The organism is Prauserella muralis (assembly GCF_003202285.1).
GTDB classification, from domain to species: Bacteria; Actinomycetota; Actinomycetes; order Mycobacteriales; family Pseudonocardiaceae; genus Prauserella_B; species Prauserella_B muralis.
Genome location: NZ_MASW01000006.1, coordinates 153,861 through 176,857, shown reverse-complemented (window position 1 = coordinate 176,857; position 22,997 = coordinate 153,861). Strand labels below are relative to the sequence as shown.

The 22,997-nt window shown below is 71.3% G+C and carries 24 protein-coding genes and 1 pseudogene; 14 read left to right on the top strand and 11 right to left on the bottom strand.

What is annotated here, in order from left to right; translation table 11 throughout:
- Nucleotides 1-38 precede the first annotated feature (38 nt).
- Together BAY60_RS26115 and BAY60_RS26110 are read left to right on the top strand one after the other, a co-directional pair.
- A complete protein-coding gene (locus BAY60_RS26115; RefSeq protein WP_112283852.1) occupies nucleotides 39-1,487 on the top strand; it encodes an APC family permease in 1,449 nt (482 codons plus the stop codon).
- Nucleotides 1,484-2,239, top strand: a complete 756-nt coding sequence (locus BAY60_RS26110; RefSeq protein WP_112283850.1) for an IclR family transcriptional regulator — start codon at nucleotides 1,484-1,486, stop codon at nucleotides 2,237-2,239. The genes BAY60_RS26115 and BAY60_RS26110 overlap by 4 nt, the downstream gene beginning before the upstream one ends.
- Nucleotides 2,240-2,250: 11 nt before the next feature.
- Here BAY60_RS26110 and BAY60_RS26105 read toward each other — a convergent pair whose 3' ends face one another.
- Nucleotides 2,251-3,624: a M14 family zinc carboxypeptidase gene (locus tag BAY60_RS26105; protein WP_112283848.1), complete on the bottom strand. Its 1,374-nt coding sequence runs from the start codon at nucleotides 3,622-3,624 to the stop codon at nucleotides 2,251-2,253.
- Between the two features lie 110 nt (nucleotides 3,625-3,734).
- The gene (locus BAY60_RS26100) at nucleotides 3,735-5,093 is read right to left on the bottom strand and encodes an MFS transporter (RefSeq protein ID WP_281272769.1); all 1,359 of its coding nucleotides are present in this window, start codon (nucleotides 5,091-5,093) and stop codon (nucleotides 3,735-3,737) included.
- Between the two features lie 210 nt (nucleotides 5,094-5,303).
- Between BAY60_RS26100 and BAY60_RS26095 the strand changes: the two genes are divergently transcribed.
- From BAY60_RS26095 to BAY60_RS26085, 3 genes are all read left to right on the top strand, one after another.
- Nucleotides 5,304-5,699, top strand: a complete 396-nt coding sequence (locus tag BAY60_RS26095; RefSeq protein ID WP_112284620.1) for a MarR family winged helix-turn-helix transcriptional regulator — start codon at nucleotides 5,304-5,306, stop codon at nucleotides 5,697-5,699.
- A gap of 46 nt (nucleotides 5,700-5,745) precedes the next feature.
- Nucleotides 5,746-6,258, top strand: a complete 513-nt coding sequence (locus tag BAY60_RS26090) for a pyridoxamine 5'-phosphate oxidase family protein (RefSeq protein WP_112283845.1) — start codon at nucleotides 5,746-5,748, stop codon at nucleotides 6,256-6,258.
- Nucleotides 6,259-6,344: 86 nt separating this feature from the next.
- The gene (locus BAY60_RS26085; protein ID WP_112284619.1) at nucleotides 6,345-7,556 is read left to right on the top strand and encodes a low temperature requirement protein A; all 1,212 of its coding nucleotides are present in this window, start codon (nucleotides 6,345-6,347) and stop codon (nucleotides 7,554-7,556) included.
- Between the two features lie 37 nt (nucleotides 7,557-7,593).
- Here BAY60_RS26085 and BAY60_RS26080 read toward each other — a convergent pair whose 3' ends face one another.
- The 4 genes from BAY60_RS26080 to BAY60_RS26065 form a co-directional block, all read right to left on the bottom strand.
- The gene (locus BAY60_RS26080; RefSeq protein WP_112283843.1) at nucleotides 7,594-7,956 is read right to left on the bottom strand and encodes a HepT-like ribonuclease domain-containing protein; all 363 of its coding nucleotides are present in this window, start codon (nucleotides 7,954-7,956) and stop codon (nucleotides 7,594-7,596) included.
- 1 nt (nucleotide 7,957) lies between these two features.
- Nucleotides 7,958-8,491 carry a nucleotidyltransferase domain-containing protein gene (locus tag BAY60_RS26075; RefSeq protein WP_245992818.1) on the bottom strand — a complete coding sequence of 178 codons (534 nt, stop codon included), beginning with the start codon at nucleotides 8,489-8,491 and terminating at the stop codon, nucleotides 7,958-7,960.
- A gap of 69 nt (nucleotides 8,492-8,560) precedes the next feature.
- Nucleotides 8,561-9,559, bottom strand: a complete 999-nt coding sequence (locus tag BAY60_RS26070) for a Gfo/Idh/MocA family protein (RefSeq protein WP_112283839.1) — start codon at nucleotides 9,557-9,559, stop codon at nucleotides 8,561-8,563.
- A gap of 40 nt (nucleotides 9,560-9,599) precedes the next feature.
- Nucleotides 9,600-10,604: a LacI family DNA-binding transcriptional regulator gene (locus BAY60_RS26065; protein WP_112284618.1), complete on the bottom strand. Its 1,005-nt coding sequence runs from the start codon at nucleotides 10,602-10,604 to the stop codon at nucleotides 9,600-9,602.
- Nucleotides 10,605-10,736: 132 nt separating this feature from the next.
- Between BAY60_RS26065 and BAY60_RS26060 the strand changes: the two genes are divergently transcribed.
- The 6 genes and pseudogenes from BAY60_RS26060 (at nucleotide 10,737) to BAY60_RS26035 (ending at nucleotide 16,285) form a co-directional block, all read left to right on the top strand.
- Nucleotides 10,737-11,630 (top strand): TIM barrel protein, encoded by an 894-nt coding sequence (locus tag BAY60_RS26060; RefSeq protein WP_112283837.1) that lies wholly within the window; start codon nucleotides 10,737-10,739, stop codon nucleotides 11,628-11,630.
- 22 nt (nucleotides 11,631-11,652) lie between these two features.
- Nucleotides 11,653-12,690, top strand: a complete 1,038-nt coding sequence (locus BAY60_RS26055; RefSeq protein WP_245992817.1) for a sugar ABC transporter substrate-binding protein — start codon at nucleotides 11,653-11,655, stop codon at nucleotides 12,688-12,690.
- Nucleotides 12,687-13,729, top strand: a pseudogene (locus tag BAY60_RS26050) (ABC transporter permease). The gene BAY60_RS26055 and the pseudogene BAY60_RS26050 overlap by 4 nt, the downstream one beginning before the upstream one ends.
- Entirely contained in the window at nucleotides 13,726-14,511 is a 786-nt protein-coding gene (locus BAY60_RS26045; RefSeq protein ID WP_112283835.1) for an ATP-binding cassette domain-containing protein, read from the top strand. The pseudogene BAY60_RS26050 and the gene BAY60_RS26045 overlap by 4 nt, the downstream one beginning before the upstream one ends.
- A 98-nt stretch (nucleotides 14,512-14,609) precedes the next feature.
- Entirely contained in the window at nucleotides 14,610-15,107 is a 498-nt protein-coding gene (locus tag BAY60_RS26040; protein ID WP_211330472.1) for a mycothiol transferase, read from the top strand.
- The gene (locus BAY60_RS26035; RefSeq protein WP_112283833.1) at nucleotides 15,104-16,285 is read left to right on the top strand and encodes a MalY/PatB family protein; all 1,182 of its coding nucleotides are present in this window, start codon (nucleotides 15,104-15,106) and stop codon (nucleotides 16,283-16,285) included. Before BAY60_RS26040 ends, BAY60_RS26035 begins: the two co-directional genes overlap by 4 nt.
- On the opposite strand, the gene BAY60_RS26030 is transcribed toward BAY60_RS26035, so the two are convergent.
- The 3 genes from BAY60_RS26030 to BAY60_RS26020 are packed head-to-tail and all read right to left on the bottom strand — an operon-like array spanning nucleotide 16,268 to nucleotide 18,776.
- Entirely contained in the window at nucleotides 16,268-16,819 is a 552-nt protein-coding gene (locus BAY60_RS26030) for a CGNR zinc finger domain-containing protein (RefSeq protein ID WP_170160556.1), read from the bottom strand. The two genes, BAY60_RS26035 and BAY60_RS26030, sit on opposite strands and share 18 nt — an antisense overlap.
- A 46-nt stretch (nucleotides 16,820-16,865) precedes the next feature.
- The gene (locus tag BAY60_RS26025) at nucleotides 16,866-17,924 is read right to left on the bottom strand and encodes a class I SAM-dependent methyltransferase (protein WP_112283829.1); all 1,059 of its coding nucleotides are present in this window, start codon (nucleotides 17,922-17,924) and stop codon (nucleotides 16,866-16,868) included.
- A gap of 18 nt (nucleotides 17,925-17,942) precedes the next feature.
- Nucleotides 17,943-18,776 carry a class I SAM-dependent methyltransferase gene (locus BAY60_RS26020; protein WP_112283827.1) on the bottom strand — a complete coding sequence of 278 codons (834 nt, stop codon included), beginning with the start codon at nucleotides 18,774-18,776 and terminating at the stop codon, nucleotides 17,943-17,945.
- A gap of 178 nt (nucleotides 18,777-18,954) precedes the next feature.
- On the opposite strand from BAY60_RS26020, the gene BAY60_RS26015 reads away from it, so the two are divergent.
- The 3 genes from BAY60_RS26015 to BAY60_RS26005 all read left to right on the top strand — a co-directional run bounded on the left by BAY60_RS26015 (nucleotide 18,955) and on the right by BAY60_RS26005 (nucleotide 21,768).
- Nucleotides 18,955-20,151, top strand: coding sequence for an alpha/beta hydrolase (locus tag BAY60_RS26015; RefSeq protein ID WP_112283826.1), 1,197 nt, complete (start codon nucleotides 18,955-18,957; stop codon nucleotides 20,149-20,151).
- Nucleotides 20,152-20,294: 143 nt separating this feature from the next.
- A complete protein-coding gene (locus BAY60_RS26010; protein ID WP_112283824.1) occupies nucleotides 20,295-21,302 on the top strand; it encodes a TerC/Alx family metal homeostasis membrane protein in 1,008 nt (335 codons plus the stop codon).
- Between the two features lie 82 nt (nucleotides 21,303-21,384).
- Entirely contained in the window at nucleotides 21,385-21,768 is a 384-nt protein-coding gene (locus BAY60_RS26005) for a DoxX family protein (protein WP_112283822.1), read from the top strand.
- 15 nt (nucleotides 21,769-21,783) lie between these two features.
- Here the strand turns inward: BAY60_RS26005 and BAY60_RS26000 are convergent, their stop codons facing one another.
- On the bottom strand, nucleotides 21,784-22,053 hold the full coding sequence (locus BAY60_RS26000; protein ID WP_112283820.1) for a GlsB/YeaQ/YmgE family stress response membrane protein: 270 nt from the start codon (nucleotides 22,051-22,053) through the stop codon (nucleotides 21,784-21,786).
- Nucleotides 22,054-22,133: 80 nt separating this feature from the next.
- Nucleotides 22,134-22,973 (bottom strand): hypothetical protein, encoded by an 840-nt coding sequence (locus tag BAY60_RS25995; protein ID WP_170160555.1) that lies wholly within the window; start codon nucleotides 22,971-22,973, stop codon nucleotides 22,134-22,136.
- Nucleotides 22,974-22,997: the final 24 nt, after the last annotated feature.

Genomic DNA, 22,997 nt, shown 5'->3' with positions numbered 1-22,997 from the left:
TCCACGACTAACCGCCCGGCCTGTCGGAAAGGAGACGCATGGCGCACCCACCGGGAGCCCTGCCGGTGCCGCTGCGTGCCGAGTCGCCGATGGCCGGGCTCGACCGGCGCAACCTCGGCCCGCTGCAGGTGTTCGCGCAGTCGGTGTCCGGTGCGGCGCCGTCGGCGGCGATGGCGGCGGCCCCTGCCGTCGCGGCGGTCACGGCCGGCCAGGCCGTGCTGTGGTCGTTCGTCGTGGCGACCTGCCTTGCTCTGCTCATCGGGCTGTGCATCGGTCAGTTCACCCGGCGCATGGCGGCCGCGGGCTCGCTGTACAGCCTGACGGCGAAGGGCCTCGGCCCGGTGCCCGCGTTCATGTGCGGGTGGGCGCTGCTGACCGGCTACGGGCTGCTGGCCATGGCCGCGCTGGTTGGCGCGGGCAGTTACCTGCAGGACCTGCTGCGCCGCGTGGGCGTACCGCCCGGCTGGCCGTTGCTGGCCGGCCTCGTGCTGCTGCTGGGTCTGCTCGCGACGGTGCTGGTGCTGCGCGGTGTGCGGCTGTCGGCGCAGGTGGTGCTGGTCGTCGAGGCCGTGGCGATCACCCTGCTGCTGGTGGTGTTCGGGCTGCTGCTCGCCCGGATCGGGCCGTGGGCAGGGTCGGCGCCGTTCGCGCCGGACGAGGGGATTGGCGGCATCGCGGCGGGGGTGCTGCCCGCCATCGGCGGGTTCGTCGGCTTCGAGGCGGCGGCGTCGTTCGGGGTCGAGGCACGCAGGCCGTTCCAGACGGTGCCGCGCGCCGTGCAGTGGACGGCGGGCTTGTGCGGTGTGCTCTACCTCGTCGCGGCGTACACGCAGGTGATCGGGCTGCAGGGGTTGCCGGGCAAGCTCGCGGGCCAGCCGGAGCCGGTCAGCACGCTGGCCCAGCTGCAGCGGATGCCGTGGCTTTCGGTGCTGCTGGACGTCGGGATCGCCGCGTCGTTCTTCGCGTGCACGATGGCCACCGGCGGGGCACTGGTGCGGGTGCTGCTGTCGATGGGGCGCGAGGGCATCGTGCCGCGCCGGTTCGGCGCGACACACCCGCGGTACCGCACGCCACACGTGGCGATCCTCGTGGCGTTGCCCGTCGCGACCCTCGTGCCGGTGGTGCTGCTGGCCGCGGGCGTGCCGTGGACGCGGCTGTTCGTGGTACTGCTCAACGTCGCGGTGTTCGGCTACCTCATCGCCTACCTGCTGGTGTGCGTGGCGGCGCCGGTGTTCCTGCACCGCATCGGCGAGTTGACGAGGGGCGCGGTCGCCGCGTCGGCCGTCAGCGTGCCCGTGCTGCTGGTCGCCGTGGTGGCGTTCACGGTGTCGGGCTCCGGCGACGGCTATCCGCTGATGTTCGCGCTGCTCGCGGCGGCGGGCCTCGTGTGGTTCGCCTGGGTGCGCCTGCGGCGGGCCGACCGGCTGCCGGCCATCGGCATCTACGACGAGACCTCCGCGGCCGACCTGTTCGACGGGCACCGATGAGCCCGCCCGCCGAGTCCGCCCCGCTCTCCGGCCGCCAGCCGAAGGCGGTCCGCAACGCGCTGGCCGTGCTGGAGGAGGTGATCGCCGCGGGACCCGGTGTGACGGCCAAGGAGATCTCCGCCGCGCTGAAGCTGCCGCCCGCGACCACTTACCGGCTGCTGAACCTGCTCGTGGCGGAGGGGTATCTGGTGCGCCTTCCCGACCTGCGCGGTTTCGCCCTCGGGCGCAGGGCAGGGCGGCTGACGGTGCCCGCGGCGGCGCGCCCGCCCGCGGCCGCCAGGGCAGTGGTGGAGCGGCTGCGCCAGCGGGTGCGCTGGGGTGTGCACCTGGCCTCCTACCACAGCGGCAGGCTCACGATGATCGACACCGACCCGGATCACCCGCCGACCGGTGCCGCGGTGCTCGCGCGTTTCCCGCACGCCTCGGCGCTGGGCAAGCTGCTGCTGGCCGACCAGCCGGACTGGCGGGCCGCGGTGCCGGAGCTGCGCCGGTTCACCGTGCACACCGTCACCGATCCCGCGCGGCTGGCCCGCGAGGTGGCCGACGTCGCGCAGCGGCAGCTCGCCCGGCAGTGCGGCGAGCTGCACCCCGACCGGGGCTGCCTCGCGGTGCCGATCCACGACGTGGCCTCGGGGGCGCTGGTCGCCGGCCTCGCGGTGAGCGGGCCCGCCGAGCGGGTGGCCGGGCCCAACGTGGAGCTGGTCGAGCTGCTCACCGAGCACGCGGGCCAGCTGGCACCCCTGCTGGCGTGACGGGCGACGCCTCATGCGCCGTCGGCGGCCAGGTGGCTTGCCGCGGCGAGGATGGCCCCGTACTGGTTGGCCACGAGTAGCCGGATGGGGATCGTCGTGTAGTCGCCATCCTCGGCGTCCTCGGCGAGCCAGCCCTCGTAGCGTTGCGCCACGGCCGCCCGTGCGGCACGCACCGCGACGTGCGTGTTGCCGACGGCCAGCTCACCGTCGAGCGCGCGCAGCAGGATGCCCGCGTAACGCAGCCGGAAGCTGTGCACGTCGGCGCGCAGGGTCGCCGCCTCGGCGACGGTGGCCTCGCGCGCCGACGACGGCAGCTCGCTGCGGGAGCGCGTGCAGCTGGCCGTGGAGGCCAGGTATGTCGCGAAGAACCGCGTCGCCCGCCAGTACGGCGAGTCCGGGGCCAGCAGCAACCCCGCCACCGACGCGAGCGTGCGGTCGAGCAGCTCGCCCAGCTCGGCCAGTTCCCACGCCTGGCGGGCGAGCGCGCCCGCGTAGCCGGTGCCCGAAGGGCTGCCGTCGCCGGAGGCCGGGGTCGCCCAGTACGGCAGCTCGCTCACGAGGGTCAGGGCGCCGTAGGTGTTGGCGTAGGAGACGGTGTTGTCGCCGGAGCCGCCCACCCACGGCTCGCCGAGCCCCGCACGGTAGTCGTACCCGTCGCGGATGGACGAGGCGAGGAAGATCCCCTCGGCCAGCGGCACCAGATACGGCACCTCGGGTTCGCCGCGGTGCAGCGGAAGCCCCAGCCGCTCCGGCAGCTGCTGCAACGCCGTGTGCAGGGCGGGCTCGGCGCGGCTGAGGTAGTAGTAGACGCCGCCGCGCTCGCCGTTGTGCAGCGAGCACACCAGGCTCGGCCGGTGCGCGTCGATGAGCCGCATCAGCGCCCGCGTCTCGGGAAGGGCGGCGTCGAAGTGGGCGTCCTTGTAGTCCAGGGGAAAGGTCCACTCCACCTGGTCGGAGGCCGCGGGCCGGTAGAAGTGCCGTGCGTAGTGCGCCCTGGTGAACGGCCCTGCGAGCCAGCCCTCGTTGAGCCGCAGCCCGTCGGGGTCGATGCAGGTGATGATCCGCCAGTCGTGCCCGAGCCGCGCGCGCAGCGCGGGATCGGTGCACAGGCGCTCGGCCAGGTGCAGTGCGGTCAGCCCGCCGATCGGCTCGTTCGGATGGGGGAGGCCGAACACGAGCGCCGCGGGCCGGGGCGGGCCCGCGTCCTCGATGGCCAGGCACAGCAGCGGCTCACCCTGCCGCGATGTGCCCGCGGTCTCCAGCGTCGCCACATCCGGGTGGTTCTGCGCGAGCGCGCGCAGCCGGGCGTGCAGTTCGTCGACGCCGGCGAAGCGATCATGGCCGGGCACGGCGTCGATCTCCTCGGTCAGCCACTCGGGCAGCACGGCGGCCCCCTCCCTCGTCGGTGTCCCCGCCGAGAGGAAGTCTGGCCGGTCGGCCGTCCTGTGGGACAGGGCCGGGCGGGCCAACTCGTGCCCGCCCGGCCCCCCGGCGTTCAGCGGGTGAGTGCCCGGTACCGGCGCGCCAGCGGCACGACGTTGAGCACCAGCCCGGCGAGCGCGATCCAGGTCACCAGGTTGACTCCCGGGTCGAACTGGCTGAAGTCCCCGGCACCTTCGCCCACCGCCCCGGCCGACACGAGCGCGGTGACGACGGCCAGCACCAGCGCGGCCCCGACCTGGCCGGACGTCTGGACCAGCCCGGAGGCCAGGCCCTGCTCGGAGTCGTCGATGCCGTCGGTGGCCTGAGCCATGATCGAGCTGAAGCCGAACGCGAAGCCCCCGCCGAGCAGCAGCATCGTGGGCAGCACCGTGACCACGTAGTCCGGCGTGGCTCCCGCGGTGAAGACGAACCACAGGTAGCCCAGGCTCAGCGACAGCATCGACGCGAGGATGAGCCGCGCCGTGCCGTAGCGGTCGATCAGCCTGCCCATGAATGGCGAGCCGACGGCCACCAGCACACCGGCGGGCAGCAGCGCGAGCGCCATCTGCAGCGGCGACCAGCCCAGCACGTCCTGCAGGTACAGGGTCATGACGAACTGGAAGCTGAGGTACGAGCCGAAGAGGGCCACCAGGCTCAGGTTGGCTCGCACGACCTTGCCGATGCGCAGGATGCCGAGCCGGATCAGCGGGTGCGCGACCCGGTTCTCGGTGACGACGAACGCGGTCAGCAGCGCCGCCGCGAGCACGACCGAGCCAAGCGTGAGCGGGTGCAGCCAGCCACGCTCCGGTGCCGACACGACGGTGTAGACGGCGAGCAGCATGCCCGCGGTGAGGGTGGCGGCGCCGATCAGGTCGTGCCCGCCCTCGGCGCGTTGCCGGTCCTTCGGGATGAGGACGAGCCCGGCGATCAGCGCGCCGAGCGCGAGCGGGACCGGGGTCAGGAACGTCCACCGCCAGCCCGCGCTGGTGAGCAGGCCGCCGAGGACGAGGCCGGAGGAGTAGCCGCTCGCGCCGAACACCGTGAAGATCGACAGTGCCCGGTTGCGCGCGGGTCCCTCCGCGAACGTGGTGGTGAGGATGGACATCGCCGTGGGTGCGGTGAACGCGGCGGCGAGTCCCTTGACGAAGCGCGTCACGATGAGCAGCGCGCCGTTGTCGACGAGACCGCCCACCAGCGAGGCGGCCGCGAACACGGCCAGTGCGATCAGGAAGACCCGGCGCCTGCCGAGCAGGTCGGCGGTGCGGCCGCCGAGCAGCAGCAGCCCGCCGTAGCCGAGGACGTAGCCGTTGACGATCCACTGCAGCGCAGTGGTGGACAGCCCCAGTTCGGCGCCGATGGACGGCAACGCGACGCCCACCATCGAGACGTCGAGGCCGTCCAGGAACAGCACGATGCACAGCACCGCCAGCACGCCCCACAGCCGGGGTGTCCAGCGCTGCGCCCCGTGGGCGGGGCCTGCCTGCTGTCGAGTGCCGGCGGTGAGCCCGCCGGGTGGAGTGGAGATATCGGTGAGTGCCACGAGCCAGGAAGTTACATGCACGCGCATACGATGCGCAAACATAAAATGTTCAAGCATTTAATGTGTTCGCATAAGATGCGACTGCATGCTAGGATGGCCGCCATGCGTTCGGAGTCGAGCCTGATCGAGCGGTGGCGGGGGTTGCTGACCAGCTACAACGAGATCGCGTGCCGTCTCGATCGGGACCTGCACGAGGCACACGAGCTGAGCATGAGTGAGTACGAGGCGCTCGACCGGCTCGTCGAGCGGGACTGTGACTCGTGCCGCATGCAGGACCTGTCCGCGGGCATGTACCTCAGTCAGAGTGCCCTGTCCCGCACGGTGGCCAGGCTCGAGCGCGCCGGGCTCGTCGTGCGCGCGCTGTGCGAGTCCGACCGGCGCGGCGTGTTCGTCAAGATCACCGACGAGGGCCGCAGGCGGCACGCCGAGGCGCGGGCGACGCACCTGGCCGTCCTCGCCGAGTTCCTCGATCCGGCCGCGGAGTCCGTCCGGGCCTGAGTCGGAGCTCTGGCGCGAAAACGAGAACGTGTTCTAGTCTGGCCGTGTGGGAGTCAACCAGCGGGCACAGATCACCATGACCGACGCCGAGGTCGACGCGCTGCTCGACCGCAGCCGCACGGCGGTGCTCGGCACCGTGGGCCGCGACGGAACGCCGCACCTGGCGGCCATGTGGTACGCCTACCTGGACGGCGCGCTGTACGTGGAGACGAAGGCGAAGTCGCAGAAGGCGGTCAATCTCCGGCGCAATCCGGCCTGCACCGTGCTCGTCGAGGCGGGCGACACCTACGACCAGCTGCGCGGCGTCGCCATCGACGGCAGGGCGACGATCATCGACGACAACGGCAGCGACGAGTACTGGCGGGCCGCCGTGAACGTGCACGAGCGCTACACCGGTGAGTACGACGAGGCGGCGCGCCCGGTGGTCGAGATGATGATGCACAAGCGGGTCGTCGTGCGGATCGACCCGCTGCGGACGCGCTCGTGGGACCACCGCAAGCTCGGCCTGCCCGCGCTGCCGCTGGCCGGCCGGACCGCGGCCACGTTCCGCGACCCGTAGCCCGCCGCGCGAAAAGGCGGGGACAAGCCCGCGGTTCTGTGCTTTGCTCCTCTCCATCGCGACACGTGGCGGCGGGAGTGGTGGCGATGGCTGACGTGGACGACGTGCGCCGGGCGTGGGGCAGGACACGGCCCACCGGCGAGGGCCATCGGGTGACGACGTTCGAGCTGTTCTTCGATCTGGTCTACGTCTTCGCCATCACCCAGGTCACCGGGCACCTGGCCCACGAGCACAGCCTGCACGGCATCGTGCAGGGGCTGCTCATGCTCGCGCTGCTGTGGTGGACGTGGGCCGGATACACCTGGCTGGGCAACCAGGCGCGCGCCGACGAGGGGCTGCTCCGCGCCGGGATGGCCATCGCGATGGCCGCCATGTTCGTCGTCTCGCTGACGATTCCCGAGGCATGGCACGACATGCCGGGCGGGCTCGAAGGGCCGGTCGTGTTCGTCGGAGCCTACTTCCTGGTCCGCGCCATCCACCTGGCCGTCTACACCGTCGCGGCGGCCGAGGCACACGACAGCGGGCTGCGGCACCAGCTCGCGATCACCTGGGTGCCCACCCTGACGGGCACCGCGCTCCTGCTGGTGGGTGCGCTGCTGGGCGGGTGGGCGCAGACGGCCCTGTTCGCCGCCGCGTTGCTCGCCGAGGCGGGCGGCACGTACCTCACGTCCCGGCGCGGGAGCTGGCGGTTGCGGAGTGCGGGCCACTGGGTCGAGCGGCATGGCCTGTTCCTCATCCTTGCCATCGGCGAGTCGGTGGTGGCCATCGGTGTCGGTGCCGCCGAACAGCCGATCAGCGGGCCGCTGCTGCTTGCCTCGTTCCTGGGTGTGGCCGTCGCGGTCTGCCTGTGGTGGCTGTACTTCGACCTCGTGTCGCTCGCCGCCGAGCATCGGCTGCTCGAACTGGACGGCCAGGCCAGGGTCAAGCTGGTCATCGACGCCTATTCCTACGGCCACTTCCCGATCATCGCCGGTGTCGTGCTCACCGCGCTGGGACTGGAGGGCGTGCTCGCCCACGCCGCCGGCACCGAGGGACTCGGGGGGTTCTACGCCCCGGCTCTGTTCGGCGGGCTGGCGCTGTACCTGGCCGGGCATCTGCTGTTCAAACGCCTCGTGCACCGCACCGTCAACGTCCCCAGGGCCGTGACCGTGCTGGTGCTGCTCGCGGTGTTGCCCGGCGCCGTGTTCCTGCCGCCGCTGGCCGCTCTGGCGGCGGCCATCGTGGTGCTCGGTGTGCTGGTGGCCGTGGAGACGGCCCTGCACGCGCCCGTGAGACGCGCGCTGCGCGAGGCCGGCTAGCGGGCCGCGCGCCGCGTCACCTTTCCACCTTCGGCTGTCATCCGTCGCGAGCTTCCAACACTGCCCGCGCCGAGGCGATCTCCTGGGCCAGCTCGCGATGAAGCTGACGCGCATGCTGATCGACGACCGCCCAGACGATGTCGTCGTCTATCGTCCAGTAGTTGTGCGCGACGCGGTTGCGCATTCCTTTGATGAGCCGCCACGGCACCGCAGGGTGGGTGGCGAGCCAGGTGTCGCCAAGGCGCTCGAGGTCGGCGGCCAAGCGAATGACGTTGTACTGGCATGCCCGGGCGACCGCGATGTCGGTGTCGTAAGCAGCGCGGCCTCGTTCCGCCAGCTCCACCATCTCGGTCAACGTGGCATCGACATAAAGCAAGTGTTCGGCAGCACGCTCGTCCATGTCAGGCCGCGAGGGTGAGCTGATGGCGATGCCGGTTGACCCCACGCCGGAGCAGATCGTTCGATTCGAGTTCGGTGGTGGTCACGACGTCGACGGGGCAACCGAGCACAGCCGACAGCTCCTCGTCGAGCCCGATGATGTCGACGACCGAAGCAGCCGGCCTCAGCTCGACGAGAAGGTCCAGATCGGAATCAGGGCCGTCGTCACCTCGGGCGACGGAGCCGAAGACCCACACCCGGTCGACCGGATAGCGGACGACGATGGCGGCGACATCGGCGTGGTACCGCTCCAGCAACCGCGAGGGGCGAACTGTGTTCGCCAGGCGGGTCTGAAGCCGGAAGCCTGCGGCGGCCAGCAACCGCTCCAGCATGGCCACCGACGGCTGCCGCCGGCCCGACTCGACCGTCGCCACGGTCGACTGCGGCACGTTGGCCGCCCGCGCGAGGTCACGCTGAGACATGCCACGCCTGCCACGCGCGGCGGCCACCAATTCCGCTGCCGTGTGTGACTTTTCCTCGGGCCTGCCCTCGCTCACCTTCATTCTCCTCATGATAGCGAATACGCTATCGATCACCAAGTTTGCCACGCCTGCCACGCGCGGCGGTCAACGGACCTCGGCGATCTTCACCGGGCGCCGCTGCCTGCGTGAGATCTCGCAGGCCTCCGCCACGTAGAACGCCTCCAGCGCGTCCTCCGGGGTGCACGGGCTCGGCTCCCGGCCCGCGGCGACCGCGGTGAACGTCGCGAGCTCCCGTTCGTAGGCCACGCGGAAGCGGTCCATGAAATGCGGGTACGGCGGTCCCTTCGGCGTGCCGGCACCGGGCTCCGCCGAGGTGAGCGGCGTGCGCTCGTCCACGCCCACGGCGATGCTGTCCCGCGAGCCGAACAGCTCCATCCGCACGTCGTAACCCGCGCCGTTGTACCGCGTCGCCGACACCAGTGCGATCGTGTCGTCGTCGAGCGTCAGCATCGCGGCCGCCGTGTCCACGTCGCCCGCCTCGGCGAAGAACGCCTCGCCCCGGTTGGTGCCCAGCGCGTACACCTCGACGACCTCGCGGCCGGTGACCCAGCGGATCGCGTCGAAGTCGTGCACGCTGCAGTCGCGGAACAACCCGCCCGAGCGCGGGATGTACTCCGCGGGCGGGGGAGCGGGGTCCAGCGTCGTGGAGCGGATCGTGTGCACCCGGCCCAGTTCACCCGCCGCGACGGCCTCGCGGGCCCGCGCGTGCCCGGGGTCGAACCGCCGCTGGAAGCCGATCTGCACCGGCACCCCGCAAGTCCTGGTCCGTTCGATGACCCGCAGCGTTCCCGCGACGTCGGCGGCGACCGGCTTCTCGCAGAACACGGGAATCCCGGCCTCCGCGGCACGCACGATCAGCTCCGGGTGCGCGTCGGTGGCCGCGGTGATCACCAGCCCGTCGAGCCCCGCCGAGAACAGCTCGTCGATGCCGGGCACATGCTCCACGCCGAGCCCGGCCGCCGCGGCCTCGGCCCTGCCCCGGTCCACATCCGCGACGAGCACGGACTCCACATCGGGGAGCGTGCCGAGTATCGCGGCGTGGGCGGTGCCGATCCGGCCGGTGCCTGCGAGTCCCACGCGCATGGGCGCTACCTCCTTGAACGTCGTTGTCGCCGGGAAGGAATCAGGACGCGGGCGGGCTCGTGGTGCCGCGCACGACAAGCGAGGGGTGCAGCAGGTGCCGTGCCGGTGCCGACCGTTCGCCGCGCACGCGTTCGAGCAGCGCCTCGACGGCGAGCCTGCCCATCTCCATCCGGGGCTGGTCGACCGTGGTCAGCGAGACGCGCTTGAGCGCGGCCAGCGACGTGTTGTCGTAGCCGACCACCGAGATGTCCTCCGGGATGCGCAGCCCCTCCTCCTCCAGTGCCGACATGGCGCCGAAGGCGTTGAAGTCGTTGCCGGCCACCAGCGCGGTCGGCCACTGCTCACGCCGGGTCGAGCCGAGCAGCTGGTGCACGGACTTCTCGCCCGCGGTGTCGGTGTGCTCGCTGGCCACCACGAGCGGCGTGAGCCCGTGCGCCTGCATCGCCTGCCGGTAGCCGCGGCGACGAGCCGCCGCCGTGGTCGCCGAACCGCCGTCCAGGTGGGCGATGCGCCGGTGGCCCAGCGCGACGAGGTGCTCGACGGCCAGCCGCGCGCCCGCGACGCCGTCGTCGTTCACGGTATCCACAGTGGACAGTCTCGAGCTGCGGGAGACGAGCACCGTAGGGCACTTCCGTGCGGCCTGCTCGATGGTGGCGGCCGGCAAGACGGGGGAGAGCAGGACGACGCCTGCCGGATGGAAGGACAGCAGGCTGTGCAGGGCCGCCTTCTCCCGGCTGGGGCTGCGCGAGCCGGTGTTGAGCACGAGCTCGAAACCGGCCTCCCTCGCGGCGCTGTCCAGGCCCTCGATCACCTCGGCGAAGAAGGCGTTGCGCAGGTCGGACACCAGCACGCCGAGGACGGTGGAGGTGCGGCTCGCCAGCGCCCTGGCCATGACGTGCGGCTGATAGCCGAGTTCCTCGGCCGCGGCCAGCACGGCGGCCCTGCGCTGCTCGCTGACCTTCGGTGAGTCTTTGAAGACGAGCGAGACCAGGGCGCGGGACACGCCCGCGCGGACGGCGACATCCTCCATGGTGGGTCGCGGCAACACGGCCTCCGGAAAGCAGATCGAGACGGCACCCCCTTGACAGTGCCGTTCCGGACGCTACACCATTGTCGCGCTCCAACCAATAGAGCGCTCCAATGGTGGAGCGCCCGAGCCGAGCGTGGAGACCAGCGGATGACACTGCCGTCAGAGTTCCGGGTAGCCGGCGCGCCGATCTCGTGGGGTGTCTGCGAGGTACCCGGCTGGGGTCGCATGCTCGCCGCGCCCACCGTGCTGCGGGAGATGGCCGAGCTCGGTCTGACCGCGACCGAGCTGGGCCCGCCGGGATACCTGCCGCGCGAGCCGGAACGGCTGCGGCATCTGCTCGGCGAGCACGGCCTTGGCCTCGTGGGTGGGTTCCTGGCCGTTGCCCTGCACGAGGACACCGAGCACGCCGTCGCCGTGGCGGAGGAGTCGGCGGCGCTGTTCGCCGCCTGCGGTGGGGAGGTGCTCGTGCTCGCCGCGGCCACCGGGCTCGACGGCTACGACGCCCGCCCCGCACTGGACGACGCCCAGTGGGCGACGCTGGTCGAGACGGCGGCGCGGATCCGGGACGTCGCCGCGCGGCACGGACTGTCCACTGTGCTGCATCCGCACGTCGGCACGCACGTCGAGCGGCAGGACGAGGTGGAGCGGTTTCTCGCCGACTCCGACCTGCCACTCTGCCTGGACACCGGTCACCTGCTCGTCGGTGGCGCCGACCCGGTGGCACTCGCCGTCAGCCAGCCCGGCCGGGTGGGGCACGTGCATCTCAAGGACGTCCGCGCGGACCTGGCCGAGCAGGTCCGGGCAGGCACGCTGCCCTACGCCGCCGCGGTGGCGCAGGGCCTCTACGTCCCGCTCGGCGAGGGCGACGTCGACCTGGAGGCGATGGTGAGCGCCGTGCACAACGCGGGCTACACCGGCTGGTACGTCCTGGAACAGGACACCGCGCTCGCCGAGACCAGCCCGGATGACGTGCCGAGGCGGGACACCGCCCGTAGCCTCACCTACCTCGAGAACGTTCTCAGCCGGTTGCCGGCTGCCTAGTTCGCACACCCCTGGAGGGACAATGAAGTCCGAACCGACCGGCGGCCGTGGCCGCCACACGTCCGTGCCGAGCCGCCGCAGGCTCCGCTGGCTGGCGGGCCTCGCCGTCGGTGCCCTCGCCCTCGCGGCGTGCTCCGGGCCGCAGGGCACCGGCTCGTCCGACGAGGCCGAGGGCGACCAGCAGGCCGGAGGCGGCCAGGGCGATCTGCGGGTCGCGGTGATCTCCCACGGCACCCCGGGCGACGCCTTCTGGAACGTGGTCAAGAACGGCGCCGAGGATGCCGGTGAGGACCTCGGCGTGCAGGTGGAGTACAACGCCGATGGCGACCCCGGCAACCAGGCCAAGCTCATCGACAACGCCGTCGCGCAGGGGGTCGGCGGCCTTGTCGTGTCCATGGCGAACCCCGACGCGCTCGGGCCGTCGATCAAGCGGGCCGTGGACGCCGACATCCCGGTGATCACCATCAACTCGGGCGAGGACCGCAGCGCGGAGTTCGGCGCACTGACCCACGTCGGCCAGACCGAACGCATCGCGGGCGAGACGGCCGGCCGGAAGTTCGCCGACCTGGGCAAGCGCAAACTGCTGTGCGTCATCCACGAGGCGGGCAACATCGGGCTCAACGAGCGTTGCGAAGGCACCCGCGACGGCTTCTCCGGCCAGGTGCAGAACCTGCAGGTGGACATCAACAACCCCACCGACGTGGAGTCGCGGCTGCGGGGTGCGCTGCAGACCGACCAGTCCATCGACGCCGTGCTGGCGCTGAACTCCCAGGTCGCCGCACTCGCGGTGAGCGCCATCGAGGCGGCGGGCTCGCAGGCCGAGGTGGCGACGTTCGACCTCAACTCCGACGTCGTGGCGGCGATCCAGTCCGGTGACATGCTCTTCGCCGTCGACCAGCAGCAGTACCTGCAGGGTTACCTGCCCGTGCAGTTCCTCAAGCTGTACCGGGAGAACGCGAACGTGGTCGGCGGCGGCAAGCCGGTGCTGACCGGGCCGGACCTCGTCGAGAAGGACAACATCGACCGCATCGGGCAGTACGTCGAGCGGGGCACCCGATGACGGTGACGGCGAAGCCATCGGCGGACGAGCGGGTGGCCGCGCCGCGGCTGTTCGACCGGCTGGTGGTGCGCCCGGAGATCGGTGCTCTGCTGGGCGCGATCGCGGTGTTCGCGTTCTTCTCGATCGTCACCGACCAGTTCCTCAGTCCGGCGGCGTCTCGACGTGGCTGGACACGGCCTCCACCCTGGGCATCATGGCGGTGGCTGTCGCCATGCTCATGATCGGCGGCGAGTTCGACCTGTCCACGGGCGTGATGACCGCCTCCACCGCACTGGTGACGGCGATCCTGGCCACCGAGGCGGGCTGGAACGTGTGGCTGGCGCTGGCGGCCTCGCTGGTGTTCGCGCTGCTCGTCGGCGGGTTCAACGGCTGGCTGGTGATGCGGACCGGGCTGCCGAGCTTCATCGTCACGCTCGGCACGTTCCTCGCGCTGCAGGGGCTCAACCTGGGCGTCACCCGGCTGGTGACCAACACGGTGCAGGTGTCGGGCCTGCGTTCCGCCGAGGGCTACGAGTCGGCGGGAATGCTGTTCGCGTCGCGGGTGGACCTGGGCGCGGCGTCGTTCCAGGTGTCGATCCTGTGGTGGATCCTGGCGGCCGTGGTGGCGGCGCTCGTGCTGGTGCGCACGCCGTTCGGCAACTGGATCTTCGCCGTCGGCGGCGCCCCGACCAGCGCGCGGGCCGTGGGCGTTCCGCTCGTGCGCACGAAGATCCTGCTGTTCATGACCACGGCGTTCGCGGGCTGGCTGGTCGGCTCGATCAACATCCTGCGCTACGCCAGCGTGCAGGCCAACCAGGGCATCGGGCTGGAACTGCAGTTCATCACGGCCGCCGTGGTGGGCGGCTGCCTGCTGACCGGCGGGTTCGGTTCCGCGATCGGGGCCGCCATCGGCGCGCTGATCTTCGGGATGGCGCGGCAGGGCATCGTCTACGCGGGCTGGGACAGCGACTGGTTCATGCTGTTCCTCGGCGTGATGCTGCTGGCGGCCGTGCTCGTCAACAACGTGTTCCGGCGGCGAGCGGAGAGGGTGCGACGATGACCGAGGCGACGACCCCGCTGATCGAGGTCACCGACGTCGGCAAGTCCTACGGCAGTGTCATCGCGTTGCGCGATGTGTCCACTGTGGTCAGGGCAGGCGAGGTGACGTGCGTGCTCGGCGACAACGGCGCGGGCAAGTCCACGCTGATCAAGATCCTCGCCGGGGTGCACCAGCACGATCGGGGTGAGTTCCGGGTCAACGGCGAGCCGGTGCGGTTCGCCTCGCCCCGCGACGCCCTCGACCGCGGCATCGCCACCGTGTACCAGGACCTGGCGGTGGTGCCGCTGATGAGCGTGTGGCGCAACTTCTTCCTCGGCTCGGAGCCGACCATCAGGGTGGGCCCGCTGCGGTTCCTCGACCGCAGGAAGGGCAAGGCGGTGACCAAGGAGGCGCTGGCCGGGATGGGCATCGACCTGCGCGACGTGGAGCAGCCGGTGGGCACGCTGTCCGGTGGCGAGCGGCAGTGCGTGGCCATCGCGCGGGCCGTGCACTTCGGCGCGAAGGTGCTGATCCTGGACGAGCCGACGGCGGCGCTCGGCGTCAAGCAGGCGGGCATCGTGCTGCGGCACGTCGCCCAGGCTCGCGACCGGGGGCTCGGCGTCGTGCTCATCACGCACAACCCGCACCACGCCTATCCGGTCGGTGACCGGTTCCTGCTGCTCAAGCGTGGTGCTCCGCTGGGCAGCTACGAGAAGTCGGAGATCGACCTCGCCGAGCTGACCCGCCAGATGGCAGGAGGCGCCGAACTGGAAACGCTGGAACACGAACTCCGCACCGCCTGACCGGGGTCGGAGCTCGCCGACGTCACCGTCTTGACAGTGACGGTTGGGGCGCCCAGAATTCTGTCACCGTTTAGATGGTGACAGATGAGGAGGCGTCCATGACCGTCGACGTTCCGCGCACCGGCGCGCGGCTGGAGGCCGACGAGTACCTGTACTTCGTCACCCGCGCGTTCGACGGGATGCTGGCGGCTCTGGGCACCCTCGGTGACGAGCGGATCAACGACAGACCCCCGCTCGCCGGAGCGAACAGCCCCTACGCGATCGTGTACCACTGCGCCGAGGTCGCCGAGTACTGGATCGGGCACGTCCTCGCGGGCAGGCCGTCGGCACGCGACCGGGCCGCCGAGTTCCAGGCCACCGGCACCCTCGACGGTCTGCGCCGGCAGGTCGCGGAGGTGTCGGACCGCATCCGGGCGGATCTGGCCGGGGCCGGTCTCGACGCCGCGCCGGCGAACCCGCCCTCGCCCGACTATCAGGGTCCGGACCGGCCGCTGACGTGTGCGGGCGTGCTGCTGCACGTGCTGGAGGAGCTGGCGCAGCACAACGGCCAGGTCGAGCTCACCCGCGACGTCCTGCGGGCGGAGCGGTCCCGGTGACGGTCGAGGACACGCTCACCGACCCGCTCTTCGACGAGCTGCGGGTAGCGGACCTGCGGGCCGGTTACGGCGTCAAATGGGGACGTGTCAGCGGGGACGTGCTGCCCGCCTGGGTCGCCGACATGGACTTTCCCGTGCCACCGGTGGTGTCGGACGCCATCGGGCACGCCGTTCGCAACGGCGCACTCGGCTATCCACAATGGCCGGACGGCAACCCGCTCCGCGCGGCCTTCGCCGAACGGATGCGCACCCGCTACGGCTGGGAGATCAGCGCCGGGGACGTGCGTGAGCACACCGACCTCATCCAGGGCCTGCAACTGGTGCTGCACCTCGCCACGGCCCCCGGCGACGCCGTCGCCGTGCAGACCCCGAACTACCCGCCGTTCCTGGCCAGCATCACCACGATGGGCAGGCGCAGGATCGACTCGCCGTGGCTGCGGACTTCCGGAGGATGGGTGCCCGACCTCGCCGGCCTCGCCGGCGCTGTCGCCGAGCACGGCTGCCGCGTGCTGCTGCTGGTCAATCCACACAACCCGACCGGGCGGGTGCTCACGCGTGACGAACTCGCCGAGATCGCCGCGATCGCGCGGCGGCACGACCTGCTGGTGATCAGCGACGAGATCCACGCCGAGCTCACGCACGCGCCGCACGAGCACGTGCCGTTCGCCTCGCTCGACGCCGACACCGCGGCCCGCACCGTCACGCTCACCGCGGCCACCAAGGCGTTCAACCTCGCCGGTCTGCGGTGCTCGGTCGCGCACTTCGGCCCGCGACGCCTCCTGGCCCTGCGCGACGCCCAGCCGCCCGACCTCTACGGCACGGTGTCGACGCTCGGTGTCATCGGCACACTGGCGGCGTGGCGGGACGGCGCCGACTGGCAGGCACGCCTGGCCCGCGTGCTCGACCGCAACCGGCGCCGGGTCGCGCGGGCGCTCGCGGCGTGGGCAGGCGCCGCCGCGGATCCCGCTCCGGAGGCCGGCTACCTGTACTGGTTCCGCGCGGAGCACCTGGGTGTGTCCGGTGCCGACCCGGTCGCCGAGGTGCTCGCCCGCGCCAGGGTGCTGCTGGACGGCGGTTCCCCGTTCGGCGCGGACGGCCACCGGTACCTGCGGTTGAACATGGCGACGAGCGCGGCGCTGGTGGAGGAGATCCTGGCCAGGCTAGCCGCGCTGCGCTGAGCCGCCCTGGTCCAGGCGCTGCCTGCGCCGGTAGTTGGCGGCCTTCACGCGGTTGCCGCACTCGGCCATACCGCACCAGCGACGTGGTTTGCCGCGTGAGTTGTCGACGAACAGCCGGGTGCACTCCGGCCGCCCGCACTCGCGGACCCGCTCGAGCTCGGGCGAGCCGATCAGCTCGATCGCGTCGCGCGCCACCGTCGAGAGCGCGGCGGCCAGGTCGCCATGACGTTCCAGCCTGCCGTCGGCGGTGAGCACCGAGCGCACCGGCGGCAGGTCGGCAAACGCTTGCAGCTCCGCGGTCGCCACGCGCCTCGGTTCATCGAGCCGCACGGCCGTGTACACCAGCTCACGCAGCCGGCGCGCCCGCCCGGCCGCCTCGTCGCTCACCTCCGGCGGCAGGCTCAGCAGCCCGGCCTGCGTCACCCAGCCTGCCACGCTGGGGCCGTCGGGCAGCAGCTCCTCCGGCTCACCGCGGCGCCACTTCAGCGTCCCGGCCAGATCCAGCGACACCCGGCCGCTCACGAACACATGCACGTCACCATTGTGACGGTGACACCAGCCGCCGCGCGAGCACGGGTCGTTACGGGCGCGCCTCGTACACGAGGTTGAACGGGGTTTCGGCGGCACGGCGGAAGCGGGTGAAGCCCGCGCGTTCCACGACCTCCCGGATGCGCGCCTCACCGGCCTGGGCACCGAGCGCGAGACCGACCTCCTGGCTACGGGACGCCGGTACGCAGATGAGCGTGGAGGCCGAGTAGAAGATCCGTCCGACCGGGTTGAGGTTGTCCTCGAGTCGGTCGCCCGCGTTCGGCTCGACGATCATCCACGTCCCGTCGCCGTCCAGCGTCGTGAGCACGTGCGCCGCCGCCCCGACCGGGTCGCCCATGTCGTGCAGGCAGTCGAAGAACGTCACGAGGTCGTACCCTCGGCCGGAGTAGTCCTTGGCCGAGGCCACCTCGAACGTGCAGCGTTCGGCCACTCCGGCGTCCGCCGCGGCCTTCCTGGCCGCCTCGATCGACGGTGCGTGGTAGTCCGAGCCCGCCACGCGCGTCCGCGAGTAGGCCTGCGCCAGCAGGATCGACGACGAGCCGTAGCCACAGCCGACGTCGGCGACGTGAGCGCCGGACTCCAGCTTGGCGACCACGCCGTCGAGGGCGGGCAGCCACGAGTCCAGCAGGTTGGCGATGTAGTTCGGCTTGAAGAACCGGTCGGTGCCCGCGAAAAGGTCCGGGTCGTGTGCTCCCCACTCCATGCCGGTGCCGGTGCGGATGGCCTCGGCGAGCCTGTCCACGTCCTTGATGGTGGACGCGGCGATCTGCAGCCCGCCCGGTGCGAAGACGGGGTTGTTCTCCCTGCTCAGGGCGAAGGCCTGCTCCTCGGTGAGCCGGAAGGTTCCGGTGTCGGCGTCGTACTCGGCGTAGCCGCTCGCGGCCTGGGCCGAGAGCCACTCGCGCAGGTACCGCTCGTCGCAGCCGGTGCGCTCCGCCAGTTCCGCGGCGGTGACCGGCCGGGAGTCCGCCATCGCCCGGTACAGGCCGAGCTTGTCGCCGACGAGCACGGTCGCGGCGTGCAGGACCGCGCCAAGGTCACCGGCGAACCGGCCCACGAACTCGTCCAGTTTCGCTTGATCAATCGACATGACGATTCCTTTCGTTGCTCACACCGCGCCGGGCAGCGGCGCGGTGCGGGACCAGGCGCCCACCAGCGTGGGCGGCTTGAAGATCAGGCCTTGCTCGGACAGGTGCTGGGCGAGGCGCTGCTCGAGCGTGTCGATGCCGATCTCGTCGGCGGTCGCGATCCCGGTCCGCTCGATGACGGGCAGCAACGTTCGCAGGATGCCGGCGGCCATCCGGGGACCCTCGGGATCGCCCGGGGCGCGGTAGCTCTGCAGCCCCACCACCGTCGGCGACAGGCCCGCGGCGCCGAACACCGCGCCGAGCCGGGCGCCCAGAATGGGGTCCAAACCGGACCGGCGGAACGCCTCGCTGATCCACCAGCGGATCCGGTCCCCGAACTCCGTGGCCGGCAGCGAGCCTGCCGCCGCCATCTCGTACTCCAGCGCGGCGACGACGCCCCCGGGCCGGACGAGCATGGCGAAGCGGCGCAGCACCTCGGCGGGGTCGGGGGTGTAGAGCAGGACGAGCCGCCCCACCACGGCGTCGACCTGCTCGGTGATCCGCACATGGTGCAGGTCGTCGTGGATGAACGACACGTTGGTGCAGCCGCGTGCCTCCGTGCGCCGCGCCGCCCAGCGCAGCGCGTCGGCCGACCGGTCGATCCCGATCACCGATCCCGTTGGTCCCACGAGGCTCGCGACCTCGAAGGCGACATCGCCCGCGCCCGTTCCCAGGTCGAGGACCCGCATTCCGGGTTCGATGCCCGCCATCCGCAGCACGGCGCGTGTGGCGGGAGCGAGTATCTCCGCCTGGTGTTCGAGCCGCCGCAGCTCCTCGTCGTCCGAGCCGAGCAGGTATGTTTCGTCGGTCGTCATGGTCTCTCCTCCCACCGGGTGTTCGAGTGCGCCACCGATGGCGGCCGCAGACTTGGCGGATTGCTGGCGAACGCGTGACGATTCGTGGCGAGCGCGGCGGAGCCGGCGTAACGCCGCCGGGCCGGTTGCCGACTTCCGGGCAACGCGGCGGCCGTAGCCGAAAAACCGAGGCCACAGTATGTATCTCTTCGATGACTGCGAGGTGGATCCCCAGCGGTTCGAGCTGCGCAAGGCGGGCCGCCCGGTTCATGTGGAGCCTCAGGCGTTCGCCCTGCTGACGTATCTGGTGCGCCACCGCGACCGGGTCGTCGCCAAGACGGAGCTGCTCGACAAGCTGTGGCGCAGCCGGTACGTGAGCGAGTCCGCTCTGACCAGCCGGGTCAAGGCGGTGCGCCGGGCGATCGGCGACGACGGTCAGCGCCAGCGCGTCATCGCCACGGTGCACGGTGTCGGGTACCGGTTCGTCGCCCCCGTCCGCGACACCGACGAACCGCCGGTGGCGCGTGTGCCACAGCAGATCCGGTACTGCACGGCCCCCGACGGGGTTCGCGTGGCGTATGCGGTGTCCGGCGCCGGTCCGCCGCTGATGAAGGCGGCGAACTGGCTGACCCACCTGGATCTCGAGTGGACGAACCCGATCTGGGCCCACTGGCTCGACACCCTCGCCCGCGGGCGCACACTCGTCCGCTACGACGAGCGCGGGTGCGGGCTGTCGGACTGGGACATCGGGGAGTTCTCCTTCGAGGCCTGGGTGGATGATCTCGCGTGCGTCGCCGACGCTGCCGGGCTCGAACGGTTCTCGCTGCTGGGCGTGTCCCAGGGAGGCGCTGTCGCCATCGCCTACGCGGTGCGCCACCCGGAGCGGGTGGAGCGACTGGTGCTCGCCGGTGCGTACAGCCGGGGCCGGTCGGCCAGGGCCGCGACACCCGAGGAGAAGGAGGAGGCCGAACTCGACCTGCAGCTCGGGCGGATCGGCTGGCGGCACGAGGACCCCACGTTCCGGCAGGTGTTCGCCAGCCAGTTCCTGCCGGATGCCGACCGCGAGCTGTGGGATGCGTTCAACGACCTGCAGCGGCAGAGCACGTCGACGGAGAACGTGGTGAAGTTCCTCGACGTCTTCTCCCACATCGACGTCTCCGCGCTCGCGCCGAGCGTGCGCTGCCCGACGCTGGTCCTGCATTCCCGCAGGGACCTGCGTGTGCCCGTCTCACAGGCCATCGAGCTGGCCACGTCGATCCCGGACTGCCAGCTCCGGCTGCTCGACAGCGGCAACCACATCGTGACCGCCGACGAGCCCGCCTGGCCGGTGTTCTTCGCCGAGCTCAGCGGCTTCCTCGACGCCGAGGCGGCGGAACTGCGGACCATGGAGGCGTGAGTACCGGAACCGGGACCTGGGGTGCGCTGATCCATGCCCGCGTTTGCCGCCCGTTCGGTGCGGGTGTTTCGCACTGAGTGCGGGCGCCGTTGACGATATCCTCGCCGCGTCGCCACGGGCGGCTGTTCACGGTAGGAGGGCGAATGCTCCAGATCGGCATCTGGACGTGGGTCGTCACCGTCGGGTTGATCGTGGTGCTCCTCGCGGTGGACCTCGTGCTGGCGGCGATGCGACCGCATCGGGTCGGCTTCGGCGAGGCGACGGCATGGTCGGTGTTCTACGTGCTCGTGGCCGTCGGATTCGGCGTGTGGTTCACCGTCGTGCACGGGGGAGAGTTCGGCACCGAGTACTTCGCGGGGTACCTGGTCGAGAAGAGCCTGTCGGTCGACAACCTGTTCGTGTTCGTCATCATCATGACGACATTCGCCGTACCGGAGGAGCACCAGCACAAGGTGCTCACGTTCGGCATCGTGCTCGCCCTGATCATGCGCGCGGTCTTCATCGCCGTCGGCGCCACGCTGCTCTCGCTGTTCTCCTTCGTGTTCCTGCTGTTCGGTCTGCTGCTGATCTTCACGGCGGTGCAGTTGTTCCGGCACCGCAACGAGGATCCCGACGTCGAGGACAACCTCGTGGTCCGCACCGCCCGCCGCGTCCTCCCGGTGAGCACCGAGTACGTCGGAGGAAAGCTGCTCACCAGGGTCGACGGCCGCCGGATGGCCACGCCGCTGCTCATCGTGCTGCTCGCCATCGGCGGGATCGACCTGCTGTTCGCTCTGGACTCCATCCCCGCGGTGTTCGGCGTCACCGCCGAGCCCTACATCGTGTTCACCGCCAACGCGTTCGCGCTGCTGGGCCTGCGAGCCCTGTTCTTCCTCGTCAAGGGGCTGCTCGACCGGCTGGTGTACCTCTCGGCCGGGCTGGCGCTGATCCTGGGGTTCATCGGGGTGAAGCTGATCCTGCACTGGGCCCACGTCGACATCGACGAGCGCGTTCCGGAGATCCCGACGCCGCTGAGCCTCGGCGTCATCGTGGCGGTGCTGCTCGTGGTGACGGTGGCCAGCCTGGTCAAGACCCGGAGGGACCCCACCGCCCGGGCGCACGCGGGGTCCCTGCGGGCCACCCACGCCCGGTCCGAGTCCCCGGAGGAGTGATAGCCGGAGCCGCGTTGTCACAACGGAGGCCTCACCGGCGTCTCGTGGCCGGACAGTGACACTGGGATGTGGGGAGGCCCCGATGAACGTGGCGTTGTGGGTCGTCGCCGGACTGCTCGCCGCCGTCTACCTGGTCGCAGGCACCGGAAAGCTGATCATGCCGAAGGAAAGGCTGGTCGCCATCGGAGCCAATGCGCGATGGGCCGAGGACTTCAGTCCTGGCGCGATCAAAACCATCGCGGCCCTGGAGTTGCTGGCCGCGGTGGGGCTGATCCTGCCTGCCGTGCTGGACATCGCACCGGTGCTCGTCCCGTTCGCCGCTCTCGGCCTGGTGGTGCTCATGGCCGGCGCGGTGATCACCCGCGTCCGGCGCCACGAGCTCACCTTCATGGCGGGTGATCTGGTCTACCTCGCGCTGGCCGTGTTCGTGGTGTGGGGCCGCTTCGGTATCGAGCCCTTCACCTGACGGGGCCCTGGCCGCTCAGCGCTCGACCTTCTTGTCGCGTGAACGGGCACTGATGCCTTCGGCCACGCCGACGAGCGCCACGGAGGCGATGACGGCGACGACGAATCCGAGGACGTTCAGCTCGAAGATGTCGCCCGTGCCGAGCAGGTTGGCCACGGTGCCGCCGATCACCGAGCCCGCGAGCCCGAGCAGCAGGGTGGCGAGAATGCCCAGCTGTTGCTTGCCGGGCTTCACCAGCCGGGCCAGCGCGCCGATGAGCAAACCGGCGACGATGAAGCCGATCACTGGTCCTCCCGTTCCGTTTCCGCCGGAATTGTCCCTGCCGGGAGGGTAGCCGCCGTGGCCGAGGCCCGCTTGCCGTCGTCTCAGCCGCGCCGCAGCCGCCACGTCTTGCTGTCGATGGCCAGGCAGACGCCGGGGGAGAGCACGACGACCCGCAGCGTGCCGTCCCGCTCGTCGTAGTCGATGCCCTCGGCCTCGAACTCACCCGAGCAGGCGCTCTGCAACGGCAGCTGTCCGAGCGAGACGACGGTGCCCGTGACGTCGCCGTCCCCGACCGGGGCCGACAGGTCCACCTGCAGGAGCGGCTTCGTCGTGCCGAACAGGCTGCCGTCGGGATCGTCCGACGAACAGAGCAGGCGGGTCGCGGTGACGAAGTCGCAACCCTGCACGTCGCGCACCGGACGGTCGAGCCGGATCGCCGACGCGAGAGGCAGGTCGGCGTTCGGATCGGTCATCGCGACGCCGGGCATCGGCAGGACGAGCAGCCGGTCCATGGTGCCCCACTCGCCCGTGACCAGCCAGCGGGTGCCCGGTGCGACGGCGGCGAACGAGTTGTTGGGCGCCTCCCACGGTTCGAGCCGGTGCCGGTAGTCGGCGCGCGTGCCGTCCGGGGCCTCGACGCGATACAGTTTTGCGCCGCGATCGTCGCGCTGGTAGGGCTCGACGTAGTACCCGCCACCGGCACCGGGATCGCCGATGTGGTTCCAGCCCTGCGCGGCCAGTGCCGGGTCGATCGTGCCGACGCCGGTGTAGCGGAAGGTCACGGTGCCGCCGCGTTCCACGGACGCGAGTCCCTGGCTCTCGTCGAGAGGCCGGGCCCGGTCGGATCCGATCGGTTGCCAGCCGTCGGCGGCAGTCGCGACGGGAGCGGACCCGATCGCGGCGGCGAGTGCGGCCAGAGCGGCGACGAGCATGCGGCGCACGGAACCCTCCCGGCTCGGTGTCGG

What these genes read in the sequence shown, in the direction of transcription:
- BAY60_RS26115 (WP_112283852.1), top strand. Translation starts at nt 39, where the DNA reads ATGGCGCACCCACCGGGAGCCCTGCCGGTGCCGCTGCGTGCCGAGTCG.
- BAY60_RS26110 (WP_112283850.1), top strand. Translation starts at nt 1,484, where the DNA reads ATGAGCCCGCCCGCCGAGTCCGCCCCGCTCTCCGGCCGCCAGCCGAAG.
- BAY60_RS26095 (WP_112284620.1), top strand. Translation starts at nt 5,304, where the DNA reads ATGCGTTCGGAGTCGAGCCTGATCGAGCGGTGGCGGGGGTTGCTGACC.
- BAY60_RS26085 (WP_112284619.1), top strand. Translation starts at nt 6,345, where the DNA reads ATGGCTGACGTGGACGACGTGCGCCGGGCGTGGGGCAGGACACGGCCC.
- BAY60_RS26080 (WP_112283843.1), bottom strand. Translation starts at nt 7,956, where the DNA reads ATGGACGAGCGTGCTGCCGAACACTTGCTTTATGTCGATGCCACGTTG.
- BAY60_RS26070 (WP_112283839.1), bottom strand. Translation starts at nt 9,559, where the DNA reads ATGCGCGTGGGACTCGCAGGCACCGGCCGGATCGGCACCGCCCACGCC.
- BAY60_RS26060 (WP_112283837.1), top strand. Translation starts at nt 10,737, where the DNA reads ATGACACTGCCGTCAGAGTTCCGGGTAGCCGGCGCGCCGATCTCGTGG.
- BAY60_RS26055 (WP_245992817.1), top strand. Translation starts at nt 11,653, where the DNA reads ATGAAGTCCGAACCGACCGGCGGCCGTGGCCGCCACACGTCCGTGCCG.
- BAY60_RS26045 (WP_112283835.1), top strand. Translation starts at nt 13,726, where the DNA reads ATGACCGAGGCGACGACCCCGCTGATCGAGGTCACCGACGTCGGCAAG.
- BAY60_RS26040 (WP_211330472.1), top strand. Translation starts at nt 14,610, where the DNA reads ATGACCGTCGACGTTCCGCGCACCGGCGCGCGGCTGGAGGCCGACGAG.
- BAY60_RS26025 (WP_112283829.1), bottom strand. Translation starts at nt 17,924, where the DNA reads ATGTCGATTGATCAAGCGAAACTGGACGAGTTCGTGGGCCGGTTCGCC.
- BAY60_RS26020 (WP_112283827.1), bottom strand. Translation starts at nt 18,776, where the DNA reads ATGACGACCGACGAAACATACCTGCTCGGCTCGGACGACGAGGAGCTG.
- BAY60_RS26015 (WP_112283826.1), top strand. Translation starts at nt 18,955, where the DNA reads ATGTATCTCTTCGATGACTGCGAGGTGGATCCCCAGCGGTTCGAGCTG.
- BAY60_RS26010 (WP_112283824.1), top strand. Translation starts at nt 20,295, where the DNA reads ATGCTCCAGATCGGCATCTGGACGTGGGTCGTCACCGTCGGGTTGATC.
- BAY60_RS26005 (WP_112283822.1), top strand. Translation starts at nt 21,385, where the DNA reads ATGAACGTGGCGTTGTGGGTCGTCGCCGGACTGCTCGCCGCCGTCTAC.